This window comes from Haliscomenobacter sp. (genome assembly GCF_041740695.1).
In the GTDB taxonomy this organism is placed as follows: Bacteria; Bacteroidota; Bacteroidia; order Chitinophagales; family Saprospiraceae; genus Haliscomenobacter.
In genome coordinates this window covers 37,191-59,338 of record NZ_JBGSLK010000122.1, presented here as the reverse complement: position 1 = coordinate 59,338, position 22,148 = coordinate 37,191, and the positions used below count along the sequence as shown (strand labels likewise).

Here is a 22,148-nt window from a genome sequence, read left to right as displayed (position 1 = left end):
TAAATGATAAACTATTCTGAAGTCCCTTCCCCCGCATACGTGCTCGACGAATCCCGACTGCGCCGCAACCTGGAACTCATCCAGCGGGTGCAGCAGGAGTCTGGAGCATCCGTTATTTTGGCCCTCAAGGGTTTTTCCATGTGGAAGGTTTTTCCATTGGTAAAGCAATATCTAGCGGGTGCTACCGCCAGCTCCCTGCACGAAGCGCGGCTGATTTTTGAAGAAATGGGCGTGCAGGCGCATACCTACTCCCCCGCCTACATGCCGGATGAGTTTGTGGAAATCATGCGCTACAGCAGCCACATTACCTTCAATTCGGTGGCGCAGTATGAGCGGTTTTGGGGCCCATTGAGCCAGGCTGAACGACCCATTTCGCCGGGTTTGCGGGTTAATCCTGAGTTTTCGGTGGTGGAAACGGATTTGTACAATCCCTCGGCGGCGGGTTCCCGACTGGGCACGATGCTTGAAAACCTGGGCGGGCAATTGCCTGCGGGGATCGAAGGTTTGCACATCCACACGCTTTGTGAATCCAGCGCGGAAGATACAGCCAACTTGCTGGAGGCCGTGGAGGCCCGCTTTGGGGTCTTTTTCCCACAGTTGAAGTGGATCAACTTTGGAGGTGGACACTTGATGACCCGCCAGGGCTATGATGTGGATCGATTGATCAAAGCACTGCAGGCTTTTCGTTCCCGCAATCCCGATTTGGAGGTGATCCTGGAACCCGGTAGCGCCATCGCCTGGGAAACGGGGGAATTGATCTCCACCGTACTCGATATTGTGGATAGCCATGGGGTCAAAACCGCGATTCTGGACGTTTCCTTTACTGCCCACATGCCTGATACGCTGGAGATGCCGTACCGCCCAAAAGTGTTGGGGGCTACCGATCCGGTACCAGGAAAACCTACTTATCGACTGGGGGGCGTGAGTTGTTTGGCCGGGGATTTTATGACGGAATACTCTTTTGAGCAGGAACTACAAGTGGGTGACCGCCTGATCCTCTGGGACATGATCCACTACACCATGGTCAAAACCACTACTTTTAATGGGGTCAAACATCCGGATATTTGTATCTGGCATGAGGATGATCACTTGGAGGTGGTGAAGCATTTTGAATATGAGGATTTTAAGGGGCGGTTGTCTTGAGCCTTCTTTACTCCCTGTACTGCGTAGTATTTTAGATAGTTAATCTGAGGTGAGTCTATGGTTTCTAAAGTTTCTTAAGTGGTAAAAAAGAAAAAACCTGCGTAGCAGGGTGTTCATTCACCACCTAAGAAACCTAAGGCACTCAAGGAATCACCTAAGCAATGACAAAAATTACCAGAATTCGGGATAACGAACTGTTTGGTTCCCTCCTAGCGCCACTCTGCATGAAAACCTTCGATGAATTTGCCACCGCTCTCGAATCCCTCTTCGACCCCCGCGAAGCCCAAAGCATCGCCCGCATCGTTTTTGAAGACTGTTTCAATCTCCAGCGCAGCCAATTTGCCCAAGTAACCCTGAACGATACCCAAACGGCTCGCCTACAATCCATTTTTTCCGCACTGCAACGCAACGAACCGCTCCAATATATCCTCGGTCAAGCCGATTTTTATGGCCTCAAATTCAAAGTTGATCCTCGTGTATTGATTCCCCGGCCCGAAACTGAGGAACTGGTGGAATGGGTGCTCGACACTTTGAACACTTCGTCTTTTACCACCTCGCCCCGCATCCTCGACATCGGTACAGGCTCCGGCTGCATTCCCATCACCCTGGCAAAAAAACAACCCCGTGCTGAACTTTGGGGCCTGGATGTAAGCGCAGCTGCCCTCGCGCTCGCCCAGGAAAATGCTCGACTCAACCAGGTGCAAGTCCATTGGCTCGAAGCCGATATTTTGCAGGAACCCCATTGGCCTCAACATTTTCCGAATCACCCTGCTTTCGACATCATCATCAGCAACCCACCTTATATTCCTGAACAAGAGCAGGAATTGATGCCCGCTCAGGTCACTCAATTTGAACCCCATCTGGCCTTATTTGTGTCCGACGATGATCCCCTGGTTTTTTACCGCCAGATCGCTCGTTTTGCGCAGCAATACCTGCGTGTAAATGGCTACCTGTTTTTTGAATGCAATGAATACAATGCCAAAGCGGTGCTTGCTTTATTAGTGGAAACTGGCTGGAAACAGGTTGAATTGCGCGAAGATTTGAGTGGAAAAGAACGGATGGTTCGGGCTGTTTTTGCTTAGGGCAAGTTTATTGAGCCTATAATTCCTCACTGAAAATCACCAGATTATCAGCATTAAAGTCATTGCCTTAGCCTGCTTCACCTGGTTACCTTGTTGACATTTCAACAAGCCTGTCCGATGATGCAAACACTGAGCGTAGACCACCGCAATCACCAGTACCAACTCCTCCAGCAGCGGTTTGTGGAGCAGTATTCACCTATTTTCACCAATGACCTGGCCGAAAAAACGGTGGTGGTCATCCCCAGTTTGACGCTGGATCAAAAAATTCTGGAAGCCTTACAAGGCGCTCAATTTTACGAAGAAAGGCTCCTGTGTTTGCTGATGCTTTTGCGCATGCCGCGCACCCGGGTAGTTTATGTAACCAGCATGCCCATCGACGAAATCATCATTGACTATTACCTGCATTTGTTGCCGGGCGTCACTGGCTTTCATGCCCGGCAGCGGCTTACCTTGCTCAGTTGTTATGATACCAGTCTGTGTTCCTTGACTGAAAAAATCCTGGCTCGCCCTCGGCTGATCCAGCGGATCAAGGCAAACATCAAAGGCTCGGAGTTGGCCCATTTGGTCTGTTTCAACGAGACGGAATACGAACAACAACTGGCCCTGGCTTTAGACATTCCCGTGTATGGCTGCGATCCCGCTTTGTTGTACCTGGGCACCAAAACGGGGAGCCGGCTGATTTTTAAAGAACTGAACCTCAACTTGCCTTTCGGGATTGAAAACCTCCATTCCGAAGCGGAAATCGCCAGTGCATTGCTGCAACTCAAACGCAACAACCCTAATTTGCAAAAAGCCGTCATCAAGATGAACGATGGTTTTTCGGGGGATGGGAACGCCATTTTTCGTTTTCCAAAATATGTGCTGGATGCGACCAACTCATTGGCGATGATTCAAGAACTTTTGCCCCAACAAACCACGGTGGTAGCGGAAGGCCTGGACTACGCCAACTTTATCCAAAAATTCCAAAGCATGGGAGGCATTGTAGAGGAATTCATTGAGGGACAAATTAAAGAATCGCCCTCGGTTCAATTGCGGATCAACCCACTGGGAGAAAGTGAAGTCATCTCTACCCACGATCAGGTCTTGGGCGGGGAAAGTGGGCAGGTTTTCCTGGGTGCAACCTTTCCCGCAAATCCAGAGTACACTTACGAGATTGCGGCCATCGGCAAAAAGGTAGCCGATGCTTTGCAGCAACAAGGCGTGTTGGGGCGTTTCGGCATTGATTTCATCTCCGTAAAAGAAGGCAATACCTGGAAACACTACGCCATCGAAATCAACTTGCGCAAGGGAGGAACCACCCATCCTTTTTTGATGCTACAATTTTTGACGGACGGAGTATTTGATTGGCAAAAAGGTACCTATCAAATGCCAAATGGGCAAACCCGCTATTACTTTGCTTCGGATAATGTGGTCAATGAAAAATACAAAGGGCTATGCCCCCAAGACTTGATCGATATCGCCCATTGTAACCGCATCCAATATGATGGGGCTACGCAGTGTGGCGTTACGTTCCACATGATTGGGGCGCTGTCTCAATACGGAAAACTGGGCATGGTCTGCATCGGACGATCCATCGCCGAAGCCCAGGCGTATTTTGCCAAAACCATTGACATTCTGGATCAAGAAAGTGCTCGATTATAATTAATTGAGGGTCCTGGCAATTTTTTCAATGTTCAAAGAATTGGCCATGGCATTAAATATACGAAAATAAGTGCCTTCTTTTTCATACAATTCTTCATGCAAGCCTTGTTCTGCCACTTCTCCATTGTCCATTACAATGATGGTGTCGGCATCGATGATTTGGGAGATGCTGTGCGAAATGATGATGACAGTGCGGTCTTTTTTGATGGCATCCAGGCTTTTTTTGATCTGTTCGGTGGCTATGGCGTCCAGATTGGCGGTAGGTTCGTCTAAAAAAATGATGGCCGGGTCCTTTAAAAAAAGCCGGGCAATGGCGATTCTTTGTTGCTGTCCGCCCGATAGTAGGTTCGCATTGGATTCATAACCCTGTGGCAGTTGGATAACTTGATCGTGGATGTAGGCTTGGCGCGCGGCAGCTTCCACTTCCTCCATACTGGCCGCTAAATTGCCATAGCGAATGTTTTCCGCAATACTGCCTTTAAAAATGTGATTTTTTTGCAAAACCAACCCCACTTTGTGCCGTAGCGTAGGGGTATGATAAGCTTGCAGCGGAACCCCGTCCAATAAAATTTCACCAGAAGTGGGCTCGTAGAATTTATCCAATAAATTGATCAAGGTACTTTTGCCCGCTCCGCTCAAGCCCACCAGCGCTGTTATTTTGTTGGGCTGAATGCGCATGCTTACATTTTTCAGGGCCTGAGTACCATTGGGGTAGAAAAAATCGACGTTTTTGACTTCGATTTCCCCTTTGAAATGAGTGGGGATGTAATCGCCACTGGGTTCTTTTTCCTGATCAGCTTCCAGAATGTCAAAATAACCTTCCGAATTGATCAGCGCATCATTGACTTCGTCGTAAATGCGGTGCAACTGCCGGATTGGGGCCGAAACGTTGTTGAACAACAAAACATGAAACATGATGGCCCCAATGGTCATGCTGCCATTCAACACAAAATATGCGGTCAGAATGATGATGAAAACAATGCCATTTTGTTCCACAAAACTTTTGATGCTATCGAAGACAAAACTCAATTGCCGGGTTTGCATTTGATTTTCGGTCATGTCAAATTGCATGGCTTTGTGCTTTTCTGCTTCCAATGGTTCGCGTACAAAGGACTTGATTACGGTGATGGATTCGATCAGGCCAATGATGCCATTGTTTTTGTTTTCCCGGTAGGTACGCATCCTGCGGCGGAACCCACTGAGTTTTTTTGCCTGCAACTGACTGATGTAAAAATAGATCGGCAGGATGCCCAAACCCACGAGTCCTACGTAAAAATTGGCATTGAACATAAAAACCAGCGCAACCATCGAATTGGCGAACAAAGGCAGGATGTCGATGAAAAAATTTTGCACCAGGCGGGTTAAACTGCTGATGCCTAAGTCGATGCGGGTTTGGAGTTTTCCACTTTCATTTTCAGTGGAGGTGTAAAAAGCCATACGATAAGAAAGGATTTTTTCAACGATGACCTGCGACAAATCTCTAGAAACAAAAATGCGCAGTTTTTCTCCGTAAAACTTTTGCCCAAACTGCACCAGGGAATTGACCAACTCTTTGCCAATCAGTACAATGCTGATGAAGGTGAGCAACTGCACGCCGTCTTTTAAGGTTTTATGGGCCAGAAGTAAGGCATTGACTTGATCTACGGTGTAGCGCAACACCCAGGCATTAACCTGTGCCGCCAATGAACCTATCGCCGTGAACAAAAAAGTAGCCCATAGTAATTTCTGGTAAGGCTTGACAAAAGGATAAAGGTGTTGGAATAGACTAGAAACACTCATAGAGTTGGGTTTTGAACTATATTCTAAACACTACTTCAACAGTTTTTGCCAACAATAATGCGCCACGGCAATGTCTTCAATCGCCAAGCCCAGGGATTTAAACAGCGTCTTGCATGATTTATCAACCAGCCCTGGTTTGGTCAATGCCTCATGAATATCCCCTTTGATCAAAGGTCTAACTTTGGATTTGTCACCTACGGCCAGGATCAAATCGCCCGCTTCATTACCCGCCGACTCGTAATTGTCAACAAATACATCGGAGTCAAAAATGACTTCGGGGGCCAATTCCCGATAGTTGGGTGTGCTGGCCCCGACGGCATTGACGTGTGCACCCGCTTTTAACCAGGGATTAAAAACCAAGGGTTCGGAGGAAGAAGTGAGGGTACAAACGATGTCGGCCTCTCTCACCGCAGTTTCTGCGCTGGGACAGGCGATGAAGTCGATGTCGTGATGAGCAGATTGCTCTTGAACAAAGCGCTCAACGTTGGCTGGATTTTTACTCCAAACCTGTACCCGTTTTATGGGGCGAACCAAGCGAATGGCTTCCAAGTGGGTAATCGCTTGAGTGCCCGTGCCAATCAGGCATAAGGTCTCCGCTTCATCCATTGCGAGCAGATCCGTCATCAAGGCGCTGACAGCGGCTGTGCGGATGGCTGTTACTTCATCGGCATCCAGACTCAGCAAGAGCACTCCGTTTTCAGCATCAAACAAGTGAATGATGCCCTGGTGTGAACTCAGTCCTTTTTCGTAATTTTGCAAATACACGCTGATGACCTTGATGCCCATCACGCCGTAAGGTCGAATGTAAGCAGGCATCATGCCGAGGATGCCTCCATTGGGCAGGATCATCTTGGGGCGTAAGGGATTGATGAGGTCTTTTGCTGGGTCTAAGTTGAACAAATTGCGCATGACTGCAATACATTCGGACATAGGCAGGAGCGCTTTTATCTGCGGTTGGTCTAAGTACTTCATGGACTAAAATTACGGAATAATCCTGAAGGTGGGCTTTATGCTTTAGCTTAAATGTTTCTGTTACACATTAGACAAATGCCTAGTCGGTGGAAATAAACGTATACCAAAGCGGCATTTTTATTGCCACAAAGAAAAAAAAGAGGACACAAAGGGCACAAAGTTAGACGTTGACGACGCTTCGCTTTGAGTTCCTTGTGTCCTCTTTTTTCTTTGTGCTAAAAAAGTATAAAATTATCCAGCTTAGTGCCCTGCCTTCACGGCCACATCGCGGTCAAAGTCCAATCCCTGATTTTTCAGGACGGTTTGTACCCGAACACCAAAGAATAGCAGGTAAGCAAAGCAAAGCAATGGAACGGCGTAAGACAACTGGATGCCGATCGAAGGCACATCCGCCAGCGCCCCTTGAGTAACCGGAACCACCGCGCCGCCCAAAATCATCATGATCAGGTAAGCTGAACCTTGATTGGTGTATTTGCCCAAACCAGCAGTGGCCAGCGAAAAGATGCAAGGCCAAAGTACGGAGCAAAACAAACCCCCACTGATGAAGGCGAACAACGCTACTTGCCCAGACGTGAGCATACCCACAATCATGGCCACCCCGCCCAACAAGGAGAAGAGCACCATCGTGCGAATGGGCTTTTCTTGCGCTGCAAAAAACGCGGCAATGATGATCAATACACAGAATGAATAAGTATAAAGTGGAGAAACATCCGATCCACGCAGCCAATTGACAAACAAGACCACTCCGAAGGCCACAAAAGGCGTAACGAAGGTCAAGAGGGTTTTTACCGCAGGTTTGAAGTTAAAATTGCTCAAAGCCGCCGTCCAACGCCCCATCATCATACTGCCCCAAAACAAGGAGATGTATTCAGAAATTTGGGAAGAATCGAGGTTTTGGGTCTTTTTCAAATATTCGCCCAGGTTGCTGCCAATGGTCACCTCCGCACCTACGTAACAAAAAATGGCGATCATCCCCATTACCAACTGTGGGTATTTTAACACCCCGAAACCAATTTGCACGTCTTCATCATTGGTGATGGTCGGCAATTTAGAAAAACGGAAAAACAGGGCAAAAAGGATAAAAATCACCCCAATCACGAGGAAGGGCATTTTTACTGCTTCAATCCCCACTCCTTCAGGCGCTGCATCTCCAACCGAGCCAAAAATGACAAAACTGATCAACACGGGGCCGATGGTTGTCCCCAGGTTGTTGACCGCGCCACCCAGGTTGATGCGGTGTGCGCCCGTAGCGGGATCACCTAAGGCAATCATAAAGGGCTGGGTAGAAGTTTGTTGCAATGAAAATCCAAGGCCAACGACAAACAAGCCGCCCAAAAGCAGGGGGAAAGATTGCAATGAAGCAGCAGGAATAAATAGTAAGGTACCTACTGCAGAAATGATGAAACCGTACATGATCCCTTGACGGTAACCAATGCGGTTGAGGATATCACCCTTGAGCGCGGCAGAAACCAAAAAATAGAGGATTGAACCTACAAAATAAGCGGCATAAAAGGCAAAATCCACCAATTGGGACTGCCATTGCTGTAAGTTGAACTGCTCTTTGAACATCGGAATCAGGATGCCATTAGACGCAGCGATAAAACCCCAAAAGAACCACACGCTCATTAGGGTATACAACGCAGTACGGTTGTTCATTGTGTTGCTATTTTTTTGACCAATAATCCAATACCAAAACTTTGTCCAAATGAGGTTTTAAAACCTCCACAAAAGCTTTGTGCGCAGGGTGCGGGAGATAGACTTCCCGGTCTGCTTCCGAAGCAAAAGTGACGAAAAAACAGTGGGTAAACCCTTGGTTGAGGTTTTCTGGACTGTTGTTCGTGCCCCATTCAAAGCTTTTGACTGCTTTGATCTGCTTGGGCAGGGCCCGAAAGGCGTCCTCCACTTGTTTGACTTCGGCTGGACTACTGCTGTCCTTGAATTTGAACAATACTGCGTGACGTAGGAGCATCTTTTTTCCTGCATTAGGTGATTGGGCCTGCACGGCGGCAGTGAGCCCACAAAGTAGGAAGGCGATCGTTAGTAAGGTAGGTTTCATATTCAAAAATTTGTGAAAAGGTTGAGGAAGGTTGAGGTAGGTTGAGAAGGTTTAGTGTCGATTCCGCCTAAGTCGCTGCGGTAGCCTAAACCTTCTCAACCTTCCTAAACTTTCCTCAACCTCATTAAAGCATTGAAATTGGACTCGGAATGACCCGATAATCTTCGTTAAAGGTAGCCAAATATGCCATATCTGCATCCGTGATGGAAAAATCAAAAAGATCAAAATTACCATTTTTCCAACCCCAGCAACTTTTTGCCTAATGAACTTAATTCCGCAGTCTGGTAACGGGTTTGTTCCCATTTGCGCGGGTCACCCGGGAAAGCGTAACCTTCGGGCGCAATGCGATCCCGCCAGGAGTTGAGGCGCCAGTTCAGGAGGGTTTGATCCTCTTCCTGGGCCGGCATCATGGAAATGTATTGGGCGATGCGCACCTTGTCTTTGCTCAGGTTGGGGCGGATGCCGTGGGCCAGACTGGAGTTGAAGATCAACAAATCGCCCACTTCCATTTTTACTTTCACCAGTTCAAAACCCGTCACATCCGGTTTGAAGTGATCGCGATCCGCGGGTTGGCTCAGTTTCCAGGTATCATAAGTGCGGAACAATTCCGGCACACCTTGAAAGCCCCCCATGTTTTCATCGGTTTGGTCGGCCAGGGCCAATACTCCCTGTACATTTTGGGGTTTGGTCTCGGGGTCGTAATCCCAGTGGATAAAACCTTTGAACTCGTGCCCGGGGCGAGAAGGGAAATTCAAGTTGGCTCGGTCGATGGTCACCCAGAGTTTTTCACTGCCCCAAATGTCTACAAAAGCGTTGTACAAACGTTCGGATTGGCGATTGTCCCAGAGGTATTGGTGGTTGTAAATTTCCACCATGCCGCTGTTGGTCAATTCTTTCATTCGCATTTCAGCGCGGGCGGGGGCATACCAGGTTTCTGGCTCATTAGGAACTTTTTCTTCAAATTCCCAGAGCAGTGCCGCCATTTTTGCACAGTTTTCCTTTGGCACCGCATTTTTGACTACGATGTAGCCATTATGCTGCCAAAACTGCCAGTCTTCTTCCGATAGTACACGTAGCGGCTGCCCATTGGAACGATCACTAAGTCTGGCTTGGCTACTTTTGGCAGTGGAAGGATTGCCGGGGATATCTTCATGGTTGTGGTCGAAGGCCCTGGTTGGCGTCATTGTGGGTGCCATGGTAGGTGTTTCAGGTTGCATGGTATTGGATTTGGTGGTGAAAAAGGAACTTTTAATTGGGTTGAGGAAGGTTGAGGAGGTTGAGAAGGTTTAGGCTACCGCAGTGACTTAGACAAGGGATTGTCAAAATCGCTGCGGTAGCCTAAACCTTCTAAACCTTCCTAAACTTCCTCAACTAACATTACAAAATTACCCACGAAACAGAGCGTTTTCTACCCCTTCAATTGCATTTTTTTGTTCCCCATTGACCTGATTGGACTAAGAAATCAATTTGAAAAGTTATTTTTGAACAAAAAAGCATGAAAATCCAGTTTGAAGACATTCGACCAGATACGGATCGTTCTTTCCGGATTTTGCTCACTCCACGTTTGCACAACACCTTTTTGTGGCATTACCATCCCGAGTACGAACTGGTTTACATCGAAGGAGCCAACGGCACTCGGCACATCGGGGACCACATCTCACGTTATGAGGGCAGCGATTTGGTTTTTATTGGCCCCAATGTGCCACACCTTAATTTTGACTATGGTGTAGAGCATGAACATTACAAAATTGTGATCCAACTCAAGGAGGATTTTTTGGGCAAAAACTTCTTTCAGGCACCAGAGTTGAGCGATGTACGGCGTTTGTTTGAGCAGGGTAGGGAAGGGGTATCTTTTTTGGAGCAGACGAAAACGCAAATTGGTCAGCGCCTCAAACACTTAGCCAGCCTCAGCCATTTCCAACAACTAATGGAGTTACTGGATATTTTTCAAACTTTGGCATTGAGTACCGACGCTCAAAAACTGGGTGCAACGCCCATCCAAAACGAGCAATATTTTCAGGATCAGCAACGCTTAAAGCGGATTTATCATTTTGTAGAAAAACACCATCGGGACAAAATCAGGATGGAAGAAATAGTCGCGTTGACCAACTTGTCCAATGCCGCATTTTGCCGCTATTTTAAAAAAATGACGGGCATGACCTTCACTGAATTTTTGAATCAATACCGCATCAACACGGCTAAGCGCCTATTGCTAAAGCATTGCAATGTATCGGAAGCTTGTTATGAAAGTGGTTTTGAAAACTTATCCCATTTTAACAAGACCTTTAAAAAGTTGACTGGTGAAAACCCGAAGGATTTTCGTAAACGGCATCTTTCGCCCCTCTAGATTGCATTTTTCCCCTAAATCGCAACATTTATCTGGTATTGACTTTTATAATTAAGTACCTTTAAAGCTGTTTTACACCCAAAATTCATCACAATGGCTGTTTATAACCTAAATGTCAATGGGAAAAAAGTAACGGTGGATGTTGAGCCAGACATGCCTTTGCTATGGGTCCTGCGCGATTTTGCAGGGCTGAAAGGGACCAAGTTTGGTTGTGGCATGGCGCTTTGTGGCGCTTGCACCGTCCACTTGAATGGCCAACCCATTCGTTCCTGTCAAACCCCTGTATCCTCTCTGGCTAAAAGTGCCAAACTCACCACGATTGAAGGCATTTCAGATGGAGTTACCCTCCACGCTGTACAACAGGCCTGGATCGAAGAGCAAGTGCCCCAATGTGGCTATTGCCAATCCGGCCAGATCATGTCAGCAGTAGCCTTGCTCAAAACTACGCCCGATCCAAGCGATGAAGACATCAACAGCGCCATGAGCGGCAACCTTTGCCGCTGTGGCACCTACGACCGCATCCGTAAAGCGATCCACCGTGCAGCTGATTTGTCCAAAACCAGCGGTGGTGGCAGCCAAAAAGTAGGTAAAGCCGGTGGCAAATAATCCTCACCTCAACTATTAAGAGCTTATGACACCAAATAATAATAGTCGTCGCGAATTTTTGAGGCTTAGCAGTTTGTCCGGTTTGGGGCTGATGCTGGGGGTCTCGTCCTTCGCCAAAAATGCTTCGATCGTCAAGTTGACGGAAGAAGCCCTACAACTCGAAATCAACCCTTTTATCATCATCGATAATTTGGGCAACATCACTTTGGTCAATCCTCGTCCAGACATGGGCCAGGGCTCAACCCAGGCCGTGCCTTCCCTTTTGGCGGAAGAACTGGAAGTGAGTTTGGAAAAAGTCAAACTCATTCAGTCTGACGGAAAATCCAAATACGGCAGCCAAACTTCTGGCGGTAGCAGTAGTGTACGCGAATTGTGGGAACCCCTGCGCAAAGCGGGCGCTGCTGCCAAAGAGATGCTTACGGAAACCGCTGCCAAACGGTGGGGGGTATCCGTCGATAAGTGTTACGCCGAAGATGCTCGCATTCACCAGCGGAACAGTGATAAAAGTTTCTCCTACGGTGAATTGGCCGACGAAGCTTCCAAATTGCCCATTCCCAAGAATCCTAAACTGAAGGATCCAAAGGATTTTAAAATCATTGGCAAAACCAAACCACGCCTGGATGTACCCGATCGGGTGACGGGTAAGGCCGTTTTTGGGATGGACGTAGATGTACCCGGCATGGTTTACGCAGCCATCCTGCATGCGCCCGCCATCCATGGCAAGATCGTCTCCATCGACGATGCTGCTGCCAAAAAAATTCCCGGGGTCATCAAGGTCATGAAGGCCGAGCGCCCGATGCCGCACCGAACTTCTGAAGCAGTTGCAGTCATTGCGACCAACTGGTGGGCCGCACTCAAAGGCAAAAAAGCCCTGAATGTAACCTGGGACAACAGTGGTCTGGATAAAATGACCACCGACAGTTATTTCGCCAAAAGTTATGAAGCCGCCAAAGCGGAGGGCATCAACTTTGAAGAAAAGGGGGATATCGATCAAGCTTTGGCTCATGCGGAGAAGACTCTGGAGGCGGTGTATGAAACACCCTTCCTGGCGCATGCTCCGATCGAGCCTGAAAACGCAATTGCCCACGTCAAAGAGAATGGCGAGGTGGAAATTTGGGCACCGATTCAAGGGCCAGACTGGGCACTGAGAGATGTGGCTGGTTACCTTAAAGTGAAACCCGAACAGATCAAAATCAACGTCTTTCTGCTCGGTGGTGCCTTTGGCCGCAAAGCTTATCACGACTTTTTGCTGGAAGCCTGCTTCTTGTCAAAAGAATTGAAAAAGCCCGTCAAGGTCATCTGGACCCGTGAAGATGACATTAGCCAGGGGCCATACCGCCCGGGGATGCTGAGCGCTATGCGTGGCGCGGTGAATGGCAAAAGAATCGCTGCCTTCCACCACCATGCCATCGGAGAATCCATCAACCGCCAGGTATTCAATGGTTTGAAAGACCATGAAGTGGATGACTGGATCACCGGTGAATTGAGTGCTGAAAACCACAAGTACAACCTGCCAGTGTGGAAACTGAGTTGGAGCAACGTCAAAACCGACATTCCCATCGTGTGGTGGCGCTCGGTGTATGCTTCCAATTTTGCCTTTGGTCAGGAGTGTTTTATGGACGAATTAGCCCATGCTGCTGGCGTGGATCCCATTGAGGCACGCCAAGGCATACTTCAAGATGCTCGCTTTAAAAAGGTACTGGAAGTGATCTCTGAAAAGGCCAACTGGAAGGAAAAACTGCCAGCGGGTCAAGGCAAAGGCGTTGCCGTATTCAAAAGTTTTGGTAGCATCAGCGCTTGTTGTGTGACCGTTTCCAAACAGAGCGACGGCAGTGTCAAAATTGATAAAGTAGTATCGGTCATCGACTGCGGCTGGCACGTGAACCCTGACAACGTCAAGGCACAAACCGAAGGCAACATCGTGATGGGTTTAACTGCGGCCATCAAACCCGGCATCACTTATGCAGGTGGCATGGCCCAACAGTCCAATTTCCACGATTACCCCATCATGCGCATCAATGAAGCACCAGAAATGGACATCCACATTGTCAACAGTGGAGAAGTTCCCGGTGGGGTAGGTGAGCCTGGATTGCCACCAGTAGCGCCTGCGTTGGCCAATGCCATTTTTGCGGCTACGGGCAAACGTTTGCGCAAGTTGCCGATTGATTTGAATGAGGTGTAAATAATAGAACAAGAACGGAAAGAGTTAGAAGCTTTCCGTTCTTTCTTTTTATCAAGATAGGTCTTAATTTTCCCCCACCTTCTTCTTGCCCGTCGGATTACTCCGATCATAAATGGCGTTCTTTTTGGCGTTCAGCGGTGTTGGCGTTGGCGCTTCATCTAAGATTTGCGTTTCCAACTTATCGAAATACGCCAATTTTCCCTGTTCAATTTTGAAACCTTCGTAGGTGCCATCGGGGACATTCACTGGTCCGGATTTAGCCGTGCCATTAAAAGGGATGAGGTGATCGTAAATGATCATGCCCATGGCTTCGTCCCAGTTCATTTTTACACTGGTTTCGGCGCTGTATTCCAGCAGCAGACGGTTTACTGGCCCTTCATTGTTCATTGTTTTAGGGAAAACGGGTGCACCAAACACGACTTGATCGTCTTTAAAGGTCAAGACATCAATCACTTTACGGCGTTTGAAAAAGGAATAGGTATCCAGGCCAAAAAGCAAATACTTGGGCCCGGTGGGGTCTTTGAGTTTCAGGATGTTGTAATAAATCACCCCGTACCAGTTGTCTGGCCCGTTGACTGCCTGCTGTACGTCTTCAATTTTAGCCGAGCGATCCACCAGCGGATACATCTTTAACTCGGGGCTGTTCATTTGAATGACCCCGTAATAATGATAGGTATTGTCGTCGACAAAGAGCTGCCAGGTAAAAATACGGAAGGTACTGTCCGGCGCGTATTGGATGGAAATCGGCTTGAGCCGTGAAAATTTGTATTGGTAGGAATTGGTAACTTTTAGTGCCTTTTTGAGGGTCAGGATCATCTTCCGGGTAGCCGCAAAACGACTCTCGGGCAATGAATCATTGATGATCAGAAAGGAAAGTACACCCAGGGTGTCTTCGTAGAGCTTAAGTTCCTTTTGAGCCGTACTGCTCAGTTTGACTTTGTTTTGGGCTTGGCCAAAAACTGGAATCAATAGGCTGAAAACGAGCAAGAAAAACAGATTACGCATGGCTTGAATTGATGGTTCTTTTGCCTTATTAACGACAGAAGTACATTTCATTATTGCAAAATCAAGCGCTTATTTAGTTTAACACTAAGTTAAAAAAAAGCGCTTCAGCCGAATGGGCTGAAGCGCGCTCAACAAACACTTAGTAACTTATGAATACAAAACGCTAGGTCAGTAAACAACTAGACCATTATTATTTTAAGTACCAGATCACAATTAATCAATGTTATTTGAAGGGCAAATTTCAACCCATACTGCGTTAAAAAGCCTCGCCGTAGCCCTGCTATGGCTGCGTTTTTTGCCTTGTCTGGATTGAAATTTGCTCCTTCAAATAAACATCATTAATTGTGATCTGGTACTTAGTCTAAAATGCATATTCGTTTGCGTCAATCAATACATCTGCGACCATCCGGCGCAGGGTTTTGACATTTTGAGCAGGATACTTCGTAAAGCGTTTCAAGCCCATTAACATGGTGCGAAGTAAGTCTCCTTCGGCAAAAGAAGCCAGCGCATCGGTGCCATTTTTGTTCATGCGCAGCGTAGCATCATGGATGAACACTCTCAAGATGGCGTCGTATACCTCCTGCTTTACTTTGCCCGTCATACCCGCCAGTTTTTCAACCCGCAGCAACAGTGACTCCGCCAAGAATAAATCGGACAACATATCAGCTACGTTCATGATGATTTCCTGCTCGTTTTTCAGGTCGAGTTTGCCTTCCATTTGCAATTTTGCAGCAGCACCGGCCACCATCAATACGGCTTTTTTGAAGTCTTTGACAGCCTTGCGCTCTTCGGCGTAAGGGCCTTCCTCCTTATCAAAACCGGGCATGGAAGCCAACTCTTTTTGTACCTCCCAGGCTGGTCCAACGATGTCGAGGGTACCTTTCATCGCGCGTTTGAGCAGCATGTCGATGCTCAGTAGGCGATTGATCTCGTTGGTGCCTTCGTAGATGCGGTTGATGCGCGCATCGCGGTAAGCGCGTGCAGCGGTGCCTTCTTCGGAAAAGCCCATTCCGCCGTGTACTTGCAGGGTTTCATCCACTACAAAATCCAGGGCTTCGGAACCGGTTACTTTTAGAATAGAACATTCGATGGCGTATTCTTCGGCAGCTTTGAGTTTGGACTGGGCGAAATCCGCTCCTTTGGCTTCGTACTCTTGTTTTTTCAGTTCCAGCAAGTTGGAAACCCGATAGAGAGCAGACTCGGTGGAAAAAATGCGGATGCTTTGTTCCGCCAATTTGTGCTGGATGGCCCCAAAACTGGCAATCGGCACTCCAAACTGGATGCGCTCATTGGCATAACGAACTGCGGTAGTTACGCTGTATTTTGCACCGCCCAAGCTGAGTGAGCACAATTTGAAACGCCCAATGTTCAGGGCGTTGAAAGCGATCAGGTGGCCCTTGCCGATTTGACCCAAAACATTGTCGACAGATACTGGTGTATTTTCAAAAAACACCTGACGGGTCGAAGAACCCTTGATGCCCAATTTCTTTTCTTCCGCACCCAGGGTCAAACCTGCGGAATCCCGCTCTACGATAAACCCGGTGAATTTATCGCCATCAATTTTGGCAAAAACGATGAACAGGTCGGCAAATCCCGCATTGGAGATCCACATTTTTTGACCATTGAGCAGGTAGTTTTTGCCATCGGCGCTGAGATCAGCGCGGGTTTTGGCAGCTAGTGCATCCGAACCAGAACCTGGCTCGGTAAGACAATAGGCTGCTTTGAGTTCGCCGTTGATCAGACGAGGCAGGTATTTCTGTTTTTGTGCTTCAGTACCAAAATACAAGATGGGCAACATGCCGATGCCGATATGGGCCGCAAAAGAAACGGTAAATGCTCCAGCTGGGCCAAGTGCATCACCAATCAGGGTGTTGGTATTGGTATCCAATTCCAGCCCGCCATAGATTTCGGGCATATGTGTACCCAGAAGTCCTAATTCGGCCATTTTTTCCAACAAACGTGGCGCGAGGTTGTCCTCCTGGTTTTCGATTTTTTCAATGTTGGGGAAAATTTCATTGTGCAGGAAATCCCGAACGGTCTCGTGGATCATCCGTTGCTCCTCGTTCAATTCTTCGGGGATAAAAATGTCTTCGGCCAGGGAGTCTTTGATTAAAAATTCACCTCCCTGTAGCGCGGTTTTGCTCATCACAGCTTCCATAAGTATATTGTGTTTGTTCGTTCAATGAAAGAATTAGCGAAAATTCGCTACAAAAATAAGCGCAAGTTTTGGATTTGTAAAGCCTTACAATGATTTTTTAGCGAATTTTCGCTAAAAATATTTTTTCAGCTAAAAAATTAAAGGAACTTTAAGTGCGTTTAATCGATTCAAAACAATCCAGTCATGAGAAAACACCTTATCCCTATGGCCATTGGCCTCAGCTTTTGTACTTTCCTTCAGGCTCAGGTAATGGGCAATTATGCTGAACAAAAAAAGCAAAGCAATGAGTACCAGCAGGTACAATCGAACGCGAATCTCAATGCCCAGTACCGCTCCATTCCCCGCAGTGCCAAATTGCAGGACGACAACAGCATTGAAATCACCATCAATACCATGTCCAATCAGCGAGCCAGTTCTTATACGGCAGTGTTCACCATGTTGCAAGTAGCTAAAACAGCCGATGAAACGAATACTTTACTCAACAATCGTTTGAATAATTTCCTGAACGACCTCAAAAATCTGGGCATTTTAGAAACGGATGTGTACGTCGATATGGTCAATTTTTTGCCCAAGTACGAGTATGATGTGAGCAAAAAGATGTTTTCCAAAAAGACCCTCACCGAGATCCCCAAAGGTTTTGAATTGCAAAAAAACATCCACATTCGGTATACCAAACCTTCCATTTTGGACCAGATCGTTACGGCTGCCGCCAAGCAGGAAATTTATGACATCGTGAAAGTGGATTACTTCATCAAAGACCAGCAGCAAGTGTATCAGGAACTGCGCACCCTGTCCTTTGATTACCTCAAAGACATCAAGGAATCCTACGCCAAAATGGGCATTAAACTGGATTCGGCTTATACTATCACAGCGGAGAATGCTTGGGTGGCTTACCCCACTAACCGTTACGAGAGCTACCAGGCGTTTAGTACCCAATCCCTGGATGCTTCGGAAAAAAACAACTCGGTGGTACAGCCAGCAGATAAACCTACGCTGCGCTTCTACAACGCTGTAGCTGCGAATGATTATGACATCGTGGTCAATCCAGAAATTTTGGAGCCAGCGGTACAGTTTTCGTACAACCTTGCGGTGCGGTTTAAAATGCCGGAGGCTAAGCCGAAGGTGAAAACTGAAGTGAAAAAGGAGTTCATTTTGGTGACCCCGACTGGGGAAGTGAAGAGTTTGAAAATCGAATAATAATGCTTGTCTTAGGTGTACCTTAAGTGTCTGAGGTTTCTTAGGTGGTGAAAGTATGTTTTTTTTACACCTAAGAAACCTCAGACACTTAAGATACACCTAAGGTTAGAAGTTCATTTTGCTCAAATTCACAAATGAATTATAAAAAGTCACCTCTAGCGTAAGCTTCAAATACCTTTCCAGACAAAAATGTTCCACGCCAGATTTTTGCCCAGCCTATCTTGGTTGTAGCACACCAAGCTTTTCGTCGAACATATCGTTAAACCCATCTTAAAGTGTTTGCTTCCTGCCATCCTTTTTTCTTTTTTTCGGTTCCTTTAAAAAACCTCGTTGTATATGCAGAAATTTACCCTTTTCCTCCTATTTACCCTGGGTTGTACTGGATTGTTCGCTCAATTGTCGGGCAAGTTGACGGATACCGAAGGAGCCCCTTTACCATTTGCGAGTATTTACATCAAAGGCAGCACCAATGGCACCACCAGCAACGTCAATGGGGAATACAGCCTGAGCCTCAGTTCTGGCAGTTATGAAGTGATCTTCCAATACATTGGTTACGAATCAAAAACGATCCGGGTGAACATGACCCGGGAGCCACAAAAACTCAATGTATCACTCAATGAAGCGGCAATAGAACTCAGTGAATTTGTGGTGCGTTCCAATGCTGAAGACCCTGCCTATCCCATTATTCGGGCCGCCATCAAAAAACGGGAATTTTACCGCGATCAGGTGGAAGAATACCGTTGTGATGCTTATGTGAAAGGCAATATTGGTTTTGACAAAACGCCTAAAAAGATCATGGGCCAGGAAATTGGGACCATGGGTGGGCTTTTGGACAGCACCGGTAAAGGCATCATTTACCTTTCGGAATCGCGCTCGACCTTGTTTTTCCGTCAACCCGCCCAATACCGCGAGGAGATGATTTATTCCAAAGTTGCGGGCAATGACCAGGGTTTTGGTTTCAATCGGGCGCAGGATATGGATTTCAGCCCCTACGATCCTTATTCCAATTTGGGCCGTCGCATCGTTTCCCCCATTGCCGACAATGCCTTTTTTTACTACAAATACAAACTCATCGGCACCATCACCGACGATCAAGGGCAGGTGATCAATAAAATTCAGGTCATTCCCAAACGCAGCGAAGACCCCGTTTACCGTGGGTACATTTACATCGTAGACCAGGATTGGGCGGTGCAGTCGGTGGATTATATATTGCTACAATCAGCCATCAAACAGCCAGGCCTGGATTCCTTGTGGATCAAACAACTCTTTTTTCCAGTTCCCAATGTAGAAGATGTATGGCGGACCTTTTCGGTCAACATCCGTTTTAAGGCTGGAGCCCTGGGTTTTAAACTGGTGGGTAGTTTTAACTCAGTTTTGAGCAACTACGACATCAAGCCAGCTTTAGATAAAAAGTTTTTTGGCAAAGAAGTATTCATCGTCAAAGAAGGGGCCAACGATCAATCGCAGGCATTTTGGGATACCCTTCGACCAATCCCCCTTACCGCCGAGGAATCGCGGGACTACGTCAAAAAAGACAGCCTACAAACCATCTGGAAATCCAAGCCTTACAAAGATTCTATCGACAAGAAAAACAACAAATTTACTATCCTGAAACTCTTCACGGGCTACAGTTACAACCGCTCGTTTTATCGGGAGTATTTTAGTGTGGGCTCACCCCTTGGCACCATTCAGTACAATACCGTGCAGGGCTACAATGCGGCGCTCAAGCTCGGTTACAACAAGGATTACGACGAATACAACATGAAATGGTACCGTTTGAACGGAGAACTGAGTTATGGGTTTTCCGAAAAGAAGCTGCGCGTTTGGGGGAGTTACCTGCGGCAATTGGAAGGTACGCGGCGCACACAGATATCGCTCAGTGGCGGACAACAGGTGGCACAGTTCAATGCAGCTGAACCGATCACACCCATGGTCAATTCGGTTTATTCTTTACTGGCCCGCCACAACTACATGAAATTATACGATAAGGTTTCAGCACGTTTTGGTTTTAGCCGCGAGCTTGCCAATGGCCTTCGGATGAACACCGCCTTGGAATGGGCCAATCGCAGCAGTTTGCAAAATACCAGTGATCAGAGTTGGTACCAACGCGATGCGCCGGAACGCCGTGCTTTTACGCCCAATCTGCCCACGGCGGCTCCCCGCAGTTTTGACCAAAGCCGAGCGCTGAGCTTTGACCTTAATATTAGTTACCGCCCTGGCCAGAAATACTATGTGTATCCTGGTCGTAAGTACGCGGCTGAAAACAAAGCCCCAGAGTTTTTTCTCAATTATCGACTTGGCGCTGGTGATGTCAACTATCAGTTGCTCAGCGTCGCCATCGAAGAAGATGAGCTGCCACTGGGGGCCTGGGGCTTTTCCCAATTCAGGGTTCAGGCAGGTACGTTTTTACAACGCAATGAGCTGGAATTTATGGACTTCATGCACTTCAACGGCAACCAAACCATTCTGGGTGATCAGGATCGCTACATGAACAGCTTTTTGCTTTTGCCTTACTATGATTACTCTACGGATCGATCCTATTTCCAGGCGCACTGGCAGCATCATTTCGAGGGGGCTATCCTGGATTGGATTCCGCTGGTCAAAAAACTTGGTTGGAAATTGGTCTTGAGCGGTCATTTGTTGCAAGTAGAGCAAAAGAAAAACTACCTGGAATTGGCTGCGGGTATTGAAAATGTAGGTTTTGGGGTATTCCGCTTGTTCCGATTTGACATGGCCGTTTCGCGGCAGGCAGGCGGGAAATGGAATGTGGGGCCAGTATTTGGGATTAGTTTGTAGTTTTTATTTTTTTATTAAAAAAAATGTTGTAATTTTGAAAACAACTTGATCGGTCACTGAGCGAAGCCGAAGTGCCGATCAAGTTGTTTTCAAAATTACAACATGCCAGAAACGCCCTACTTCAAAGGCCGCGGAGCCCAAATCAATACGCCCAATCCGTACCACAAACTCGTGTACGATAGCGCGCCAATTCCTGCGGAAGAATGGGAGGAAAACCTGCAATTGCCCACCGAGTACATCGAAGTATACCCCAAAACCATCCTCAACAAGGTCGAAAGTGAAGATGTAGGCATGGGCTTTTCGCTCAATCCCTACCAAGGTTGCGAACATGGCTGCATTTATTGTTATGCCCGCAACACCCATACTTATTGGGGCTACAGCGCCGGAATGGATTTTGAGCAAAAAATACTGGTCAAAAAGGATGTGCCACGCTTATTGACCGAAGCCATCCGCAAAGCTACCTGGAAGGCGGTACCGCTCATGTTGTCTGGCAATACTGACTGTTATCAACCCGCCGAACGAGAATATAAAATCACTCGCCAAATTTTGGAAGTGCTTTGGAAATACCGCCACCCGGTAGGTATGATCACCAAAAATAGCCTCATTTTGCGGGATTTGGACCTCTTGAAAAAACTGGCTTCGGAAAATTTGGTACATGTATGCCTGTCGATTACCACCCTGGATGAAGACCTGCGCAGGGTACTGGAACCGAGGACGGCTTCGGTGAACAGTCGATTCAAAACCCTAAAAACGCTGGCTGATAACGGCATTCCGGTGATGGCCATGTTGGCCCCAATTATTCCGGGATTGAATGACCATGAATTGCTGCCGATGGCGGAAAAAGCGGCGAAAATGGGGGCGGGTGCCATCGGTTATCAGGTGGTTCGCCTCAATGGGGATGTTGGCCCCATCTTTGAAGACTGGATCCACAAAGCCCTGCCGGATCGGGCCGAACGGGTGCTCAACCGCATTCGTGATTGCCACAATGGCCAACTCAACGACAGCCGCCCGGGTGTCCGCATGCGGGGCGAAGGCAAGATTGCAGACATCATTGCGCAGCAGTACCAATTGGCGAAAAAGTTGTATTTCAAGGACAAAAAACTGCCTGCTTACAACCTGGAGCTGCACCAACAATTCAAAAATGGACAGTTGAGTTTGTTTTAAAAAAGACTTAACTTGTGCTG

The 22,148-nt window shown here is 47.4% G+C and carries 16 protein-coding genes; 9 read left to right on the top strand and 7 right to left on the bottom strand.

Annotated features, from left to right (window positions below):
• Positions 1–3 precede the first annotated feature (3 nt).
• The 3 genes from nspC to ACEW9O_RS24855 all read left to right on the top strand — a co-directional run bounded on the left by nspC (position 4) and on the right by ACEW9O_RS24855 (position 3,866).
• Positions 4–1,143, top strand: coding sequence for a carboxynorspermidine decarboxylase (gene nspC / locus ACEW9O_RS24865; RefSeq protein WP_373552929.1), 1,140 nt, complete (start codon positions 4–6; stop codon positions 1,141–1,143).
• A 224-nt stretch (positions 1,144–1,367) separates the two neighbouring features.
• On the top strand, positions 1,368–2,225 hold the full coding sequence (prmC, locus tag ACEW9O_RS24860; RefSeq protein WP_373552928.1) for a peptide chain release factor N(5)-glutamine methyltransferase: 858 nt from the start codon (positions 1,368–1,370) through the stop codon (positions 2,223–2,225).
• 117 nt (positions 2,226–2,342) lie between these two features.
• Positions 2,343–3,866 carry an ATP-grasp domain-containing protein gene (locus ACEW9O_RS24855; protein ID WP_373552927.1) on the top strand — a complete coding sequence of 508 codons (1,524 nt, stop codon included), beginning with the start codon at positions 2,343–2,345 and terminating at the stop codon, positions 3,864–3,866.
• Here ACEW9O_RS24855 and ACEW9O_RS24850 read toward each other — a convergent pair whose 3' ends face one another.
• The 5 genes from ACEW9O_RS24850 to ACEW9O_RS24830 form a co-directional block, all read right to left on the bottom strand.
• The gene (locus ACEW9O_RS24850; RefSeq protein WP_373552926.1) at positions 3,867–5,645 is read right to left on the bottom strand and encodes an ABC transporter ATP-binding protein; all 1,779 of its coding nucleotides are present in this window, start codon (positions 5,643–5,645) and stop codon (positions 3,867–3,869) included.
• Between the two features lie 30 nt (positions 5,646–5,675).
• Positions 5,676–6,617, bottom strand: a complete 942-nt coding sequence (locus ACEW9O_RS24845; protein WP_373552925.1) for an ornithine cyclodeaminase family protein — start codon at positions 6,615–6,617, stop codon at positions 5,676–5,678.
• 240 nt (positions 6,618–6,857) lie between these two features.
• The gene (locus ACEW9O_RS24840; RefSeq protein ID WP_373552924.1) at positions 6,858–8,273 is read right to left on the bottom strand and encodes an MFS transporter; all 1,416 of its coding nucleotides are present in this window, start codon (positions 8,271–8,273) and stop codon (positions 6,858–6,860) included.
• Between the two features lie 7 nt (positions 8,274–8,280).
• Positions 8,281–8,673 (bottom strand): Dabb family protein, encoded by a 393-nt coding sequence (locus ACEW9O_RS24835; RefSeq protein WP_373552923.1) that lies wholly within the window; start codon positions 8,671–8,673, stop codon positions 8,281–8,283.
• 227 nt (positions 8,674–8,900) lie between these two features.
• The gene (locus tag ACEW9O_RS24830) at positions 8,901–9,890 is read right to left on the bottom strand and encodes a phytanoyl-CoA dioxygenase family protein (RefSeq protein ID WP_373552922.1); all 990 of its coding nucleotides are present in this window, start codon (positions 9,888–9,890) and stop codon (positions 8,901–8,903) included.
• Between the two features lie 278 nt (positions 9,891–10,168).
• Between ACEW9O_RS24830 and ACEW9O_RS24825 the strand changes: the two genes are divergently transcribed.
• The 3 genes from ACEW9O_RS24825 to ACEW9O_RS24815 all read left to right on the top strand — a co-directional run bounded on the left by ACEW9O_RS24825 (position 10,169) and on the right by ACEW9O_RS24815 (position 13,808).
• Complete coding sequence (locus tag ACEW9O_RS24825; protein ID WP_373552921.1) at positions 10,169–11,020, top strand: helix-turn-helix transcriptional regulator; 852 nt, start codon at positions 10,169–10,171, stop codon at positions 11,018–11,020.
• Positions 11,021–11,113: 93 nt separating this feature from the next.
• On the top strand, positions 11,114–11,626 hold the full coding sequence (locus ACEW9O_RS24820; protein WP_373552920.1) for a (2Fe-2S)-binding protein: 513 nt from the start codon (positions 11,114–11,116) through the stop codon (positions 11,624–11,626).
• Positions 11,627–11,651: 25 nt separating this feature from the next.
• The gene (locus ACEW9O_RS24815) at positions 11,652–13,808 is read left to right on the top strand and encodes a molybdopterin cofactor-binding domain-containing protein (protein WP_373552919.1); all 2,157 of its coding nucleotides are present in this window, start codon (positions 11,652–11,654) and stop codon (positions 13,806–13,808) included.
• Between the two features lie 63 nt (positions 13,809–13,871).
• On the opposite strand, the gene ACEW9O_RS24810 is transcribed toward ACEW9O_RS24815, so the two are convergent.
• Positions 13,872–14,813, bottom strand: a complete 942-nt coding sequence (locus ACEW9O_RS24810; protein ID WP_373552918.1) for a hypothetical protein — start codon at positions 14,811–14,813, stop codon at positions 13,872–13,874.
• A gap of 361 nt (positions 14,814–15,174) precedes the next feature.
• A complete protein-coding gene (locus ACEW9O_RS24805; protein ID WP_373552917.1) occupies positions 15,175–16,971 on the bottom strand; it encodes an acyl-CoA dehydrogenase family protein in 1,797 nt (598 codons plus the stop codon).
• Positions 16,972–17,154: 183 nt separating this feature from the next.
• On the opposite strand from ACEW9O_RS24805, the gene ACEW9O_RS24800 reads away from it, so the two are divergent.
• The 3 genes from ACEW9O_RS24800 to ACEW9O_RS24790 all read left to right on the top strand — a co-directional run bounded on the left by ACEW9O_RS24800 (position 17,155) and on the right by ACEW9O_RS24790 (position 22,128).
• Positions 17,155–18,168, top strand: coding sequence for an SIMPL domain-containing protein (locus ACEW9O_RS24800; protein WP_373552916.1), 1,014 nt, complete (start codon positions 17,155–17,157; stop codon positions 18,166–18,168).
• A gap of 336 nt (positions 18,169–18,504) precedes the next feature.
• On the top strand, positions 18,505–20,964 hold the full coding sequence (locus ACEW9O_RS24795; RefSeq protein WP_373552915.1) for a DUF5686 and carboxypeptidase regulatory-like domain-containing protein: 2,460 nt from the start codon (positions 18,505–18,507) through the stop codon (positions 20,962–20,964).
• A 102-nt stretch (positions 20,965–21,066) separates the two neighbouring features.
• On the top strand, positions 21,067–22,128 hold the full coding sequence (locus ACEW9O_RS24790; protein WP_373552914.1) for a PA0069 family radical SAM protein: 1,062 nt from the start codon (positions 21,067–21,069) through the stop codon (positions 22,126–22,128).
• Positions 22,129–22,148: the final 20 nt, after the last annotated feature.

What these genes read in the sequence shown, in the direction of transcription:
- ACEW9O_RS24850 (WP_373552926.1), bottom strand. Translation starts at nt 5,645, where the DNA reads ATGAGTGTTTCTAGTCTATTCCAACACCTTTATCCTTTTGTCAAGCCT.
- ACEW9O_RS24855 (WP_373552927.1), top strand. Translation starts at nt 2,343, where the DNA reads ATGATGCAAACACTGAGCGTAGACCACCGCAATCACCAGTACCAACTC.
- ACEW9O_RS24825 (WP_373552921.1), top strand. Translation starts at nt 10,169, where the DNA reads ATGAAAATCCAGTTTGAAGACATTCGACCAGATACGGATCGTTCTTTC.
- ACEW9O_RS24800 (WP_373552916.1), top strand. Translation starts at nt 17,155, where the DNA reads ATGAGAAAACACCTTATCCCTATGGCCATTGGCCTCAGCTTTTGTACT.
- ACEW9O_RS24845 (WP_373552925.1), bottom strand. Translation starts at nt 6,617, where the DNA reads ATGAAGTACTTAGACCAACCGCAGATAAAAGCGCTCCTGCCTATGTCC.
- prmC (WP_373552928.1), top strand. Translation starts at nt 1,368, where the DNA reads ATGAAAACCTTCGATGAATTTGCCACCGCTCTCGAATCCCTCTTCGAC.
- ACEW9O_RS24835 (WP_373552923.1), bottom strand. Translation starts at nt 8,673, where the DNA reads ATGAAACCTACCTTACTAACGATCGCCTTCCTACTTTGTGGGCTCACT.
- ACEW9O_RS24790 (WP_373552914.1), top strand. Translation starts at nt 21,067, where the DNA reads ATGCCAGAAACGCCCTACTTCAAAGGCCGCGGAGCCCAAATCAATACG.
- ACEW9O_RS24805 (WP_373552917.1), bottom strand. Translation starts at nt 16,971, where the DNA reads ATGGAAGCTGTGATGAGCAAAACCGCGCTACAGGGAGGTGAATTTTTA.
- ACEW9O_RS24810 (WP_373552918.1), bottom strand. Translation starts at nt 14,813, where the DNA reads ATGCGTAATCTGTTTTTCTTGCTCGTTTTCAGCCTATTGATTCCAGTT.
- ACEW9O_RS24830 (WP_373552922.1), bottom strand. Translation starts at nt 9,890, where the DNA reads ATGCAACCTGAAACACCTACCATGGCACCCACAATGACGCCAACCAGG.
- ACEW9O_RS24820 (WP_373552920.1), top strand. Translation starts at nt 11,114, where the DNA reads ATGGCTGTTTATAACCTAAATGTCAATGGGAAAAAAGTAACGGTGGAT.
- ACEW9O_RS24815 (WP_373552919.1), top strand. Translation starts at nt 11,652, where the DNA reads ATGACACCAAATAATAATAGTCGTCGCGAATTTTTGAGGCTTAGCAGT.
- ACEW9O_RS24840 (WP_373552924.1), bottom strand. Translation starts at nt 8,273, where the DNA reads ATGAACAACCGTACTGCGTTGTATACCCTAATGAGCGTGTGGTTCTTT.
- nspC (WP_373552929.1), top strand. Translation starts at nt 4, where the DNA reads ATGATAAACTATTCTGAAGTCCCTTCCCCCGCATACGTGCTCGACGAA.
- ACEW9O_RS24795 (WP_373552915.1), top strand. Translation starts at nt 18,505, where the DNA reads ATGCAGAAATTTACCCTTTTCCTCCTATTTACCCTGGGTTGTACTGGA.